Origin of the sequence: Algicola sagamiensis DSM 14643 (assembly GCF_000374485.1) — a bacterium.
GTDB lineage: Bacteria > Pseudomonadota > Gammaproteobacteria > Enterobacterales > Alteromonadaceae > Algicola > Algicola sagamiensis.
The window spans coordinates 74032-85579 of the sequence record NZ_KB894505.1; the positions used below are offsets into that span (position 1 = coordinate 74032).

Genomic DNA, 11548 nt, shown 5'->3' on the forward strand with positions numbered 1-11548 from the left:
ACGATGGGACAAAAAGTACATCCTACGGGGATTCGCCTAGGCATCACTAAACCTTGGGCGGCGACCTGGTACGCAAATTCTAAAGACTATCCTGAGCACCTTCACGGTGACCATCAGGTACGTCAATACCTTACAAAAGCACTTAAGCATGCTTCAGTTTCTCGAATCGTGATCGAGCGTCCTGCGAAGAGCATCCGTGTGATCATTCACACTGCTCGCCCAGGTGTCGTGATTGGTAAGAAAGGTGAAGATGTAGAAAAGCTACGTAAGCACATTACTAAATTGGTTGGCGTTCCTGCGCAAATCAATATTTCTGAAGTACGTAAGCCTGAGCTTGATTCTCAGCTAGTTGCAGACAGCATCGCGAGCCAATTAGAGCGTCGTGTTATGTTCCGTCGTGCAATGAAGCGCGCAGTTCAAAACGCAATGCGTCTTGGCGCGAAGGGTATCAAGGTTGAAGTTTCTGGCCGTCTAGGTGGTGCTGAAATCGCACGTTCTGAGTGGTATCGTGAAGGTCGTGTACCTCTACATACACTTCGTGCTGATATCGACTACTCAACGTCTGAAGCATTAACAACTTACGGTATTATCGGTGTTAAAGTTTGGATCTTCAAAGGCGAAGTTCTTGGTGCATTACCATTGAACAACGTTGAAGAAAACACGAAGCCAAATAAAAGAGCACCGCGCAAAGCCAAAAAAAGCGCTAAGCAGTAGGAGGCTCACCGATGTTACAACCAAAACGTACTAAATTTCGTAAGATGCACAAAGGTCGTAACCGTGGCTTAGCTCAGACGGGTAACAAAGTTAGCTTTGGTACTTTCGGTCTGAAAGCAACTGAGCGCGGTCGTATGACAGCACGCCAAATCGAGGCGGCTCGTCGTGCAATGACACGTCACATCAAGCGTCAAGGTAAAATCTGGATCCGCGTATTCCCTGATAAGCCGATTACTAACAAACCTCTTGAGGTTCGTATGGGTAAAGGTAAAGGTGGCGTGGAGTACTGGGTTGCACAAATCCAGCCAGGCCGTGTTCTTTACGAGATGGAAGGGGTTCCAGAAGAATTGGCTCGCGAAGCACTTACGCTAGCGGCAGCTAAACTTCCATTCAAGACAACTTTCGTAACTCGGACGGTGATGTGATGAAAGCGAGCGATCTTAGAGAAAAAAGCGTTGAAGAGCTTAAAGCTGAATTGCTAGATCTTCTTCGTGAGCAGTTCAACCTGCGCATGCAAGCAAGTACTGGTCAGCTAGCTCAAACACACATGCTTAAGCAAGTACGCCGCGACATCGCGCGCGTGAAAACTGTACTAACTCAGAAGGCAGGTGCGTAATGAGCGAGACTATCCGTACATTACAAGGCCGTGTAGTCAGCGACAAGATGGACAAGTCCATCACGGTTGCGATTGAGCGTAAAGTGAAGCACCCAATCTACGGGAAATTCATCAAGCGTACGACTAAGCTACACGCGCATGACGAAAATAACGAGTGCAAAATCGGCGATTTAGTTGCAATCCGCGAGTGTCGTCCATTGTCCAAGACGAAGAACTGGACTTTGGTCGAAATCGTTGAGAGCAATGCTTAATTTACGATTTGATTCGTTTAGAAGGCTCCCGTTAGGGGGCCTTTTCTTTTTGTGGATTTTTAAAAATCTACTAGGCTGATTCGCTTTTGGGATGAAAAAGCCTATTCTGTAAAGTTAGCTTCAATGATGTTCAACCCACCAAAGCTTGGATGAATTTGAAACGTTTTTCGATTAAATGAAAGGCGGGCTACCACTTTATAGAAATACTTGTTATAATCCACCGCCCATTTTATATGGGGGTAGTTTAAATTTTAAGCAGCAACGGCCCGGAAGGGTCCTTTTAGCAATAATAAGCGGAGCACTGACAATGATCCAAATGCAAACGATGCTGGACGTGGCTGATAACAGCGGCGCGCGCAGAGTTCAATGTATTAAGGTCTTAGGTGGTTCGCACCGTCGTTACGCGCATGTTGGCGACATCATCAAGATCACAGTGAAGGAAGCAATTCCTCGCGGTAAAGTGAAAAAAGGTGATGTGCTTAACGCGGTCGTGGTGCGCACTAAGAAAGGCGTTCGTCGTCAGGACGGTTCTTTGATCCGTTTCGATAATAACGCGGCTGTACTGTTGAACACTCAGCATCAGCCAATCGGTACTCGTATCTTTGGCCCAGTGACGCGTGAACTTCGTACAGAGAAGTTCATGAAAATCGTTTCACTAGCGCCTGAAGTACTATAAGGAGAAACGAGTATGGCAGCGAAAATTCGTCGTGATGATGAAGTCATCGTTCTAGCAGGTAAAGACAAAGGTAAGCGCGGTAAAGTGCTCAAGGTCTTAACTGAAGAAGGACGCATGATTGTCGAAGGCGTGAATATGGTTAAGAAGCATCAGAAGCCTGTTCCTCAAATGAACATTCAAGGCGGCATTGTTTCTAAAGAAGCACCTATTCAAGCGTCAAATGTAGCGATCCTTAATCCTGAAACGGATAAAGCAGATCGTGTTGGGTTTAAATTTGAAGACGGCAAAAAAGTTCGCTTCTTCAAATCTAATGGTAAAACAATTTAATCTGGAGTAAACGATGGCGAAACTGCATGATTTCTATAAAGAGACTGTGGTTAATGCTCTAGTTAAAGAACTAGGCTATACCAGTGTCATGCAAGTCCCTCGGATTGAGAAAATCACCCTAAACATGGGTTTGGGTGAAGCTCTTGCAGACAAAAAAGTCATCGAGCATGCATGTGCTGATCTCGCAGCAATCACAGGTCAAAAACCACTTGTGTGTAATGCTCGTAAGTCTGTTGCTGGTTTTAAAATCCGTGAAGGCTTTCCAATTGGTGCAAAAGTAACTCTACGCGGCGAGCGTATGTGGGACTTCCTAGAGCGTTTGATCACAATCGCTATCCCACGTATCCGTGACTTCCGTGGCTTGAACCCGAAATCGTTCGACAGCCGTGGAAACTTTAGCATGGGTGTGCGCGAGCAAATCATCTTCCCTGAAATCGACTATGACAAAGTTGATAAAGTCCGTGGTCTTGATATCACGATTACGACTTCAGCAGGAACGGATGAAGAAGGTCGTGCTCTGCTAGCTGCTTTTAACTTCCCGTTCAGAAAATAAGGTCGTAGAGTTATGGCAAAAGAATCAATGAAGGCGCGTGAAGCTAAGCGTACAAAATTAGTATCTAAGTACACTGAGCAACGTTTAGCGCTTAAAGCTATTATCAGCAATCCTGCGACTTCTGACGAAGATCGTTGGGAAGCCGTTTTAAAACTTCAGTCTTTACCTCGTGACTCTAGCCGTGTTCGTCAACGTAATCGTTGTAACATCACGGGGCGTCCGCACGGTTATCTTCGTAAGTTCGGTATGAGCCGAATTAAAGTACGTGAAGCGGCTATGCGCGGTGAAATTCCTGGTCTTAAAAAGGCTAGCTGGTAAGAATCACGGAGTAACGAAATATGAGCATGCAAGATCCAATTGCGGATATGTTTACACGGATCCGTAACGGACAAGGTGCGAAGAAAGTTGTTGTTAACATGCCTTCTTCAAAGCTTAAAGTTGCAATCGCTGAAGTTTTAAAAGCGGAAGGTTACATTGCAAACTACACAGTTTCTGGTGACGTAAAGCCTGAGCTTGATATCGAATTAAAATACTTCGAAGGCAAGCCAGTTATTGAGACTATTGAGCGCGTAAGCCGTCCAGGACTACGTATCTATAAAAAGCGCGATGAGCTACCTAAAGTAATGGGTGGACTCGGTGTTGCTATCGTCTCTACGTCTAAGGGTTTAATGTCTGATCGTGCAGCACGTACTCAAGGTGTTGGCGGTGAGATCGTCGGTTTCGTAGCGTAATAGGAGTAGGAATATGTCTCGTGTTGCCAAAGCACCCATTACTGTTCCTGCTGGTGTAGAAGTTACGCTTAACGGCCAGGACATTAAAATTAAGGGTAAAAACGGTGAGCTAGCGCTTAACGTGAACCCTGCAGTTGAAGTAGTGTTCGAGGAAAACGTTCTTCGTACTAATCCTCGTGAAGGCTTCGCAGGTGCAACTGCTCAAGCTGGTACTGCGCGCGCACTAATCAATAACATGGTTACTGGTGCAGCAGAAGGCTTTGAGAAGAAACTTGAGCTTATCGGTGTTGGTTACCGTGCTCAGGCAAAGGGTAAGGTTCTTAATCTTACGCTTGGCTTCTCACATCCAGTTGAGTTTGCAATCCCTGAAGGTATCACTATTGAAACCCCTAGCCAAACAGAAGTTGTTGTTAAAGGCGCAGATAAACAATTAGTAGGTCAAACAGCCGCTAATATTCGTGCGTACCGTAAGCCTGAGCCATACAAAGGTAAAGGTGTGCGTTATTCTGACGAAGTTGTGCGTCGTAAAGAGGCTAAGAAAAAGTAAGGTAGTAGGATGGATAAGAAAGCATCTCGTCTACGCCGTGCACTACGTACGCGTAGAAAAATCATTGAGTTGGGTGCGAATCGCTTGGTTGTTCACCGTACTCCGCGCCATATTTACGCGCAGCTTGTCGCCCCTCAAGGCGAAGTGTTAGCAGCTGCTTCAACGGTTGAGAAATCAATCCGTGCAGAAGCTGCAAGCACAGGTAACGTAGACGCTGCGAAATTGGTCGGTAAAGCGATCGCAGAGCGCGCTGTTGAGAAAGGTATCCAAAAAGTATCTTTCGACCGCAGTGGTTTTAAATATCATGGCCGTGTGAAGGCGCTTGCGGATGCAGCGCGTGAAGCCGGTCTACAGTTCTAGGAGCAGTCATGGCTAACGTAGACGCAAAGCAACCAGAATTGGTAGAAAAGCTTATCGCAGTTAACCGTGTATCGAAGGTTGTTAAAGGTGGTCGTATCTTTAGCTTCACTGCACTAACTGTCGTTGGCGACGGTAACGGTCGTGTAGGTTTCGGTTACGGTAAAGCACGTGAAGTGCCTGCTGCAATCCAAAAAGCGATGGAAAAAGCTCGTCGCAACATGGTTACTGTAGACTTAAACGGAAACACGCTTCAGCACCCTGTTAAAGGTCGTCACGCGGGTTCTCGAGTATACATGCAGCCAGCTTCTGAAGGTACAGGTATCATTGCCGGTGGTGCAATGCGTGCAGTACTCGAAGTTGCAGGTGTGCAGAACGTACTTTCCAAGTGCTACGGTTCAACTAACCCAATCAACGTTGTACGTTCAACAATCGACGCTCTAGCGAACATGAAATCGCCAGAGAAAGTCGCTGCGAAACGTGGTCTTAGCGTTGCAGAGATTTTGGGGTAATTCACCATGGCAAAAAAGACAGTTAAAGTAACTCAGACGCGTAGCTCTATCGGCCGCTTGCCGAAACATAAAGCTACACTTCGTGGTTTAGGACTTCGTCGCATCGGACACACTGTTGAGCTAGAAGATACGCCTTCAGTACGTGGTATGATCAATCAAGTTCAATACATGGTTCAAGTGGAGGGGTAATTATGCATCTTAATACTCTTTCACCTGCAGAAGGTTCTCGTAAAGAGAAGAAGCGTGTTGGTCGCGGTATTGGCTCTGGTCTTGGTAAGACTGGTGGTCGTGGTCACAAAGGTCAGAAGTCACGTTCTGGCGGCGGCGTTCGCGCGGGCTTCGAAGGTGGTCAGATGCCAATCCAGCGTCGTCTTCCTAAGTTCGGTTTCACTTCTCGTAAGGGAATGGTAACTGATGAGGTGACGTTGAATGAAATCGCTAAGGTTTCTGGTGATACTGTTGATCTTCAAGCTTTACAGGCTGCAGGTCTGGTGAAGAAAAACATGCAATTCGTCAAGGTTGTTAAATCGGGCGAAATCAGTCGTGCTGTGACTGTAAAAGGTCTACGTGTCACTAAAGGTGCACGTGAAGCGATTGAAGCTGCAGGCGGCAAAGTAGAAGAGTAAGGATAGACCATTATGGCTAAACCAGGATTAGACTTACAAAATGCACAGCAAGGCTTTTCAGAACTGAAACATCGATTGTTGTTTGTGTTAGGTGCAATCATTGTCTTCCGTATGGGGTCATTTGTACCTATTCCTGGGGTTGACGCCGTAGTACTCGCTGATCTCTTTGAGAAGCAAAAGGGTACCATCGTTGCCATGTTTAACATGTTCAGCGGTGGTGCGCTTGAGCGTGCCTCTGTATTTGCGCTTGGTATTATGCCCTATATCACAGCCTCGATTATCATGCAGTTGATGACGGTGACCGTACCGTCTTTTGCTGAATTGAAAAAAGAGGGTGAGCAGGGCAGACGTAAAATCAGCCAGTACACACGTTATGGTACGCTAGTACTCGCTACAGCCCAGGCTATCGGGATAGCCACCGGCTTACCAAATATGATGCCAGGTCTTGTTGTGAACCCAGGTATTGGATTCACATTTACAGCTGTGGTGAGTTTGGTAACAGGTACAATGTTTTTGATGTGGCTGGGTGAACAAATCACCGAGCGCGGCATTGGAAATGGTATTTCAATCCTGATATTCACAGGGATTGTTGCTGGTTTACCATCTGCGATTGCTTCACTATCTGAGCAGGCGCATACCGGGACTATCAACCCACTGTTCTTAGTGGTAATTGGTGTTTTAGTTCTTGCAACAATTGCTTTCGTCGTGTTCGTAGAGCGTGGCCAAAGACGTATTGTTGTGAACTATGCAAAACGACAGCAGGGCAGACGTGTTTTTGCTCCGCAAAGTACGCACTTACCATTAAAAGTGAATATGGCTGGTGTAATTCCACCAATTTTTGCTAACAGTATTATTCTATTCCCTGGTACAATAGCCAGCTGGTTTGGCCAAGGCGAAGGTGCTGTGGCTGATGCATTATCAACAGTAGCATCAACACTGTCTCCTGGACAGCCGTTGTATGTTTTACTCTATGCAGCAGCTATCATTTTCTTCTGTTTCTTCTATACTGCGTTGGTATTCAATCCGCGCGAAACAGCTGATAACTTGAAGAAATCTGGCGCTTTTATCCCAGGATATCGCCCTGGCGAGCAAACGTCGAAATATATTGATAAGGTGATGACTAGGTTAACTCTCGCGGGTGCCCTATATATCACGCTTATATGTTTAGTGCCTGAATTCCTGATTTTGTTTGCGAATGTGCAGTTCTACTTCGGTGGTACATCACTGCTCATTATCGTTGTTGTAATCATGGATTTCACCGCACAGGTGCAGACGTTACTGATGTCTCATCAGTATGATTCTGTACTTCGCAAGGCCAACCTTGGTTCCAAGTCAGTCGACAAAGCGAACCTGAAAGGTTATGGCCGTTAATATACTTTGGTTACGGAGTCGAAGTAATGAAAGTACGTGCTTCTGTAAAAAAAATGTGCCGTAACTGCAAGGTCATCAAACGCCATGGCGTTGTTCGTGTGATCTGCAGTGAGCCAAAGCATAAGCAAAGGCAAGGCTAAAACTTGCAGTATGCGGGGGAGGAGTTTGCTCCATAACCCGCATCACTTGCAAATTCGTTGTTGGTTGAGTATCCTAACGGGCTTTTCAACCGACGTATTTCAACTATAGGAGATGTGTTAGTGGCCCGTATAGCTGGCATTAACGTTCCTGATCATAAGCATGCTGTGGTAGCTCTAACAGCTATCTATGGTGTCGGTAAGACTCGTGCTCAAAGCATCTTGTCTGCTACAGGCATCGCTGAAAGCACTAAGATCAGCGAATTATCAGAGACGCAATTGGATGAACTTCGTGAAGAAGTTGGCAAGTACACTGTAGAAGGTGACTTGCGTCGTGAAACGACGCTTAACATTAAGCGTTTGATGGATCTAGGTTGCTACCGTGGCCTTCGCCACCGTCGTAGCTTACCACTTCGTGGTCAACGTACGAAGACTAATGCGCGTACGCGTAAAGGTCCTCGTAAGCCTATTAAGCGTTAAGAGGTAAGTTATGGCTAAAGCACCAGTACGTTCACGTAAAAAGGTCAAAAAGCATATTGTTGATAGTATGGCTCATATCCATGCTTCTTTCAACAACACAATCGTAACGATTTCAGATCGTCAAGGTAATGCTCTATGCTGGGCGACTGCGGGTGGCTCTGGCTTCCGTGGTTCTCGAAAATCAACACCTTTCGCTGCACAGGTTGCTGCTGAAAGAGTTGGTGCGATGGCACAAGAGTACGGCCTGAAAAACCTTGAAGTATTCGTTAAAGGTCCAGGTCCTGGTCGTGAATCTGCAATTCGTGCATTAAATGCAGCAGGTTTCCGTATTACTAACATTACTGACGTGACGCCTATTCCGCACAACGGTTGTCGTCCACCTAAGAAACGTCGCGTATAACGTTTCGGAATTAGTGGAGAAAGAACATGGCAAGATATTTGGGTCCTAAACTCAAGTTAAGTCGTCGCGAAGGTACTGACCTGTTCCTTAAGAGCGGCGTTAGAGCGATTGACTCTAAATGCAAAATCGATACTGCACCTGGTCAACACGGCGCGCGTAAGCCGCGTTTGTCTGATTACGGTTTGCAGCTACGCGAAAAACAAAAAGTACGCCGTATTTACGGAGTGCTTGAGAAACAATTCCGTAACTATTACAAAGATGCGGCTCGCCTAAAAGGCAATACAGGTGAAAACCTGCTTCAGCTTCTAGAGCAACGTCTTGACAATGTAGTTTATCGCATGGGCTTTGCGAGCACGCGTGCTGAAGCACGTCAGCTAGTGAGCCACAAAGCGATCATGGTTAACGGTAAAACAGTTAATATTCCTTCTTACAGAGTATCTCCTGAAGACGTTGTTGCGGTTCGTGAGAAATCTAAGAAGCAAGGGCGTATCACTGCTGCATTGGAATTGGCTGAGCAGCGTGAAAAGCCAACTTGGGTAGAAGTAGATAACAAGCAAATGGAAGGCGTATTCAAACGTCTACCAGAGCGCACTGACTTATCTGCTGATATTAACGAACAGTTAATCGTCGAGCTTTACTCTAAGTAAGGCTAACAATTAAGAGAGGATAAAATGCAGGGTTCTGTGACTGAATTCCTAAAGCCAAGGCTAGTTGATATTGAGCAAGTAAGCCCAATGCGTGCCAAAGTAACACTGGAACCTCTAGAGCGAGGCTTCGGTCATACACTTGGCAATGCGCTACGTCGTATTTTGTTGTCATCAATGCCTGGTTGTTCCGTAACCGAGGTGGAGATCGATGGGGTACTTCACGAATACAGCGCTAAAGAGGGTGTTCAGGAAGATATCATCGATATTCTGCTTAACCTGAAGAGTTTGGCTGTAATCGTTCACGGCAAAGATGAGGTTGTTCTGACACTATCTAAGTCTGGTGCAGGTCCCGTCACAGCTGGTGATATTCAACATGATGGTGATGTTGAGATCGTGAATCCTGAGCATGTCATCTGTCACCTGACTGGTGAAGGTGAAGTAAATATGCGAATCAAGGTAGAGCGCGGTCGCGGTTATGTGCCAGCTTCTCAGCGTTTATCCTCTGATGACGAAGAGCGTCCAATCGGCCGTCTACTTGTAGACGCTGCTTATAGCCCGGTTGAACGTATTGCATATACCGTTGAATCAGCTCGTGTTGAACAGCGTACTGATTTGGACAAGCTAATCATCGATATGGAAACAAACGGCACACTGGATCCTGAAGAAGCGATCCGCCGTGCATCAACAATTTTGGCAGAACAATTAGATGCTTTTGTTGACCTACGTGATGTGAGTGAGCCAGAAGAGAAAGAGGAAAAACCTGAGTTTGACCCGATTCTTCTTCGTCCGGTTGATGATCTTGAATTAACTGTCCGTTCAGCAAACTGTCTGAAAGCAGAGCAGATTCAATATATTGGTGACCTAGTCCAGCGTACTGAAGTTGAACTTCTGAAAACACCTAACTTAGGTAAGAAGTCACTTACAGAAATCAAAGATGTTCTTGCATCGAGAGGTCTTTCTTTAGGCATGCGCCTTGAGAACTGGCCACCGGCAAGCATTGCTGATAAAGACTAGTCACTCGGTAAGGTTTAGTTAGAAGGATAATGTCATGCGCCATCGTAAGAGTGGTCGTCAGCTAAATCGTAACAGCAGCCATCGTCAAGCGATGTTCCGTAATATGGCAGGTTCTTTGGTGAAGCATGAAATCATCAAAACCACTCTGCCTAAAGCGAAAGAGCTGCGTCGAGTTATCGAGCCTTTAATTACATTGGCTAAAAGTGATAGTGTTGCGAACCGTCGCTTGGCATTTGCTCGTACTCGCGATAAAGAAGTTGTTGGTAAGCTATTTAACGACCTTGGACCACGTTTCCAAGATCGCCCAGGTGGTTACACGCGTATTCTAAAATGCGGTTTCCGTACTGGTGATAATGCTCCAATGGCTTATATCGAGTTTGTTGATCGTCCTGAAGTTGAGGACGTTGAAGAAGCTCAAGCTGAAGAGTAAGTGATAGACAAAGGCTGGAATATCCAGCCTTTGTTCTTTTTACAACGTTCAATATTGTTCAATTTCTTTTTGAATTCCTGCCAATAAACGCATTTCTTTTGGTATACCATTTAGAATTCTTTCTTTTTCAATTCCGATCTTTCTGGCGTGTTGAATTGCTAATGCGACTTCTTCCTCTGAATGCATATGCTTTAGAAAAACTGAAAGCAATTCACTATTGTTTCTATATAGCCACCCGAGACGTTGAAATAAGTCCATCGAATAATCAGGGTTTTTCTTTAGAAACAGCCCGAACTCAATTGAATGAATCTCTGTATGGCCACTTCGTATACTCGTCTCGATCGCATCAATGCCACAGGCTCGATCAAAGTCAACAGCAATGGCTAAAATAGTATCTTTCTTTGTAGGTTTGAGTGCGAGGGCTGTTTGAACAATCAAATCTGTATAAGCAGGTTCTGATTCTATTGCCGCAGCAACAATATCTTCTGGGCTTGCGACATTTGAAAGAATAGCGCTCTCAACAATCAGTTCTGATAAAGGTGGCTGTGATGTCATTGCTGAATGAATGATCTCTTTATAATGCTGAGGGTACTCATTTAAGGCATGATGAATAACGGCTTCAGTTTGATCTGGGTAGTGGTTAAGAAGGCTGCTGATCCCATTTCCTATATTTGACCCGGTTTTGAGTTGTTTATCGACAAGTCGCTTCAAAAAGTTTTGATCGTTATTGGCGGAGACAGGGATAAAGTAACAAAGTAAAAAAGCAAGGACGATCGTTTTCGTGACACATATATAGGATCTGCGCATAAATCCCCTCCTAAGATACTTGTAGTTTGGCTGAAATATCTTCATTTCTAATAAATATTGTCCATTAAGATTAAAACGTAACCGATCGGAAAGAAATATTCAAAAAGTTCTTGCGCTCACACTAAAGATCTCTATAATGCCCAACCACCCCAGACGGGGAAGGCGCTAAAGAAAACTAAAGCACCGCATAAGGTTAAGGTTCAAATTAAATGTTGATAAGAAACGTTAAATTTAATCCTTGACTTTGAATCACAGATGCGTAAGATACGCATCCTGATTTAAAACGCTCTTTAACAATAAGTAACTCATTATCTGTGTGGGCACTCGCAGAGAGAAGATTCTACAAAAAGAA

The 11548-nt window shown here is 45.2% G+C and carries 22 protein-coding genes; 21 read left to right on the forward strand and 1 reads right to left on the reverse strand.

The genetic code is table 11. The features are described from left to right. Positions 1-3 precede the first annotated feature (3 nt). The 21 genes from rpsC to rplQ all read left to right on the forward strand — a co-directional run bounded on the left by rpsC (position 4) and on the right by rplQ (position 10389). Positions 4-714: a 30S ribosomal protein S3 gene (rpsC, locus tag C505_RS0117795; protein WP_018693990.1), complete on the forward strand. Its 711-nt coding sequence runs from the start codon at positions 4-6 to the stop codon at positions 712-714. Between the two features lie 11 nt (positions 715-725). After that, on the forward strand, positions 726-1139 hold the full coding sequence (gene rplP, locus C505_RS0117800) for a 50S ribosomal protein L16 (protein ID WP_018693991.1): 414 nt from the start codon (positions 726-728) through the stop codon (positions 1137-1139). Next, positions 1139-1330, forward strand: a complete 192-nt coding sequence (rpmC, locus tag C505_RS0117805; protein WP_018693992.1) for a 50S ribosomal protein L29 — start codon at positions 1139-1141, stop codon at positions 1328-1330. The genes rplP and rpmC overlap by 1 nt, the downstream gene beginning before the upstream one ends. Beyond that, on the forward strand, positions 1330-1581 hold the full coding sequence (rpsQ, locus tag C505_RS0117810; protein WP_018693993.1) for a 30S ribosomal protein S17: 252 nt from the start codon (positions 1330-1332) through the stop codon (positions 1579-1581). The genes rpmC and rpsQ overlap by 1 nt, the downstream gene beginning before the upstream one ends. Positions 1582-1888: 307 nt before the next feature. Next, a complete protein-coding gene (gene rplN, locus C505_RS0117815) occupies positions 1889-2257 on the forward strand; it encodes a 50S ribosomal protein L14 (RefSeq protein WP_026318068.1) in 369 nt (122 codons plus the stop codon). A 12-nt stretch (positions 2258-2269) separates the two neighbouring features. Further along, positions 2270-2584, forward strand: a complete 315-nt coding sequence (gene rplX / locus C505_RS0117820) for a 50S ribosomal protein L24 (protein ID WP_018693995.1) — start codon at positions 2270-2272, stop codon at positions 2582-2584. Between the two features lie 13 nt (positions 2585-2597). Beyond that, a complete protein-coding gene (gene rplE / locus C505_RS0117825; protein WP_018693996.1) occupies positions 2598-3137 on the forward strand; it encodes a 50S ribosomal protein L5 in 540 nt (179 codons plus the stop codon). 12 nt (positions 3138-3149) lie between these two features. Continuing rightward, positions 3150-3455, forward strand: coding sequence for a 30S ribosomal protein S14 (gene rpsN, locus C505_RS0117830; protein ID WP_018693997.1), 306 nt, complete (start codon positions 3150-3152; stop codon positions 3453-3455). Positions 3456-3475: 20 nt separating this feature from the next. Continuing rightward, a complete protein-coding gene (rpsH, locus tag C505_RS0117835) occupies positions 3476-3868 on the forward strand; it encodes a 30S ribosomal protein S8 (protein WP_026318069.1) in 393 nt (130 codons plus the stop codon). A 13-nt stretch (positions 3869-3881) separates the two neighbouring features. Next, positions 3882-4415: a 50S ribosomal protein L6 gene (gene rplF / locus C505_RS0117840; RefSeq protein WP_018693999.1), complete on the forward strand. Its 534-nt coding sequence runs from the start codon at positions 3882-3884 to the stop codon at positions 4413-4415. Between the two features lie 9 nt (positions 4416-4424). Next, positions 4425-4775: a 50S ribosomal protein L18 gene (rplR, locus tag C505_RS0117845; RefSeq protein ID WP_018694000.1), complete on the forward strand. Its 351-nt coding sequence runs from the start codon at positions 4425-4427 to the stop codon at positions 4773-4775. Between the two features lie 8 nt (positions 4776-4783). Next, positions 4784-5284 carry a 30S ribosomal protein S5 gene (gene rpsE, locus C505_RS0117850; RefSeq protein WP_018694001.1) on the forward strand — a complete coding sequence of 167 codons (501 nt, stop codon included), beginning with the start codon at positions 4784-4786 and terminating at the stop codon, positions 5282-5284. Between the two features lie 6 nt (positions 5285-5290). Further along, entirely contained in the window at positions 5291-5473 is a 183-nt protein-coding gene (rpmD, locus tag C505_RS0117855) for a 50S ribosomal protein L30 (protein WP_018694002.1), read from the forward strand. Positions 5474-5475: 2 nt separating this feature from the next. Next, on the forward strand, positions 5476-5910 hold the full coding sequence (gene rplO, locus C505_RS0117860) for a 50S ribosomal protein L15 (protein ID WP_018694003.1): 435 nt from the start codon (positions 5476-5478) through the stop codon (positions 5908-5910). A 12-nt stretch (positions 5911-5922) separates the two neighbouring features. Continuing rightward, the gene (gene secY / locus C505_RS0117865; protein ID WP_018694004.1) at positions 5923-7281 is read left to right on the forward strand and encodes a preprotein translocase subunit SecY; all 1359 of its coding nucleotides are present in this window, start codon (positions 5923-5925) and stop codon (positions 7279-7281) included. A 26-nt stretch (positions 7282-7307) separates the two neighbouring features. Continuing rightward, positions 7308-7421: a 50S ribosomal protein L36 gene (rpmJ, locus tag C505_RS24115; RefSeq protein ID WP_083938388.1), complete on the forward strand. Its 114-nt coding sequence runs from the start codon at positions 7308-7310 to the stop codon at positions 7419-7421. Between the two features lie 120 nt (positions 7422-7541). Further along, a complete protein-coding gene (rpsM, locus tag C505_RS0117870) occupies positions 7542-7898 on the forward strand; it encodes a 30S ribosomal protein S13 (RefSeq protein WP_018694005.1) in 357 nt (118 codons plus the stop codon). 10 nt (positions 7899-7908) lie between these two features. Next, positions 7909-8298: a 30S ribosomal protein S11 gene (rpsK, locus tag C505_RS0117875; protein ID WP_018694006.1), complete on the forward strand. Its 390-nt coding sequence runs from the start codon at positions 7909-7911 to the stop codon at positions 8296-8298. 26 nt (positions 8299-8324) lie between these two features. Beyond that, positions 8325-8945, forward strand: a complete 621-nt coding sequence (rpsD, locus tag C505_RS0117880; protein WP_018694007.1) for a 30S ribosomal protein S4 — start codon at positions 8325-8327, stop codon at positions 8943-8945. Between the two features lie 24 nt (positions 8946-8969). Beyond that, positions 8970-9959, forward strand: coding sequence for a DNA-directed RNA polymerase subunit alpha (locus tag C505_RS0117885; protein ID WP_018694008.1), 990 nt, complete (start codon positions 8970-8972; stop codon positions 9957-9959). 34 nt (positions 9960-9993) lie between these two features. Beyond that, positions 9994-10389 (forward strand): 50S ribosomal protein L17, encoded by a 396-nt coding sequence (gene rplQ, locus C505_RS0117890; protein ID WP_018694009.1) that lies wholly within the window; start codon positions 9994-9996, stop codon positions 10387-10389. Between the two features lie 48 nt (positions 10390-10437). On the opposite strand, the gene C505_RS23875 is transcribed toward rplQ, so the two are convergent. Next, a complete protein-coding gene (locus C505_RS23875; RefSeq protein WP_018694010.1) occupies positions 10438-11196 on the reverse strand; it encodes a hypothetical protein in 759 nt (252 codons plus the stop codon). Positions 11197-11548: the final 352 nt, after the last annotated feature.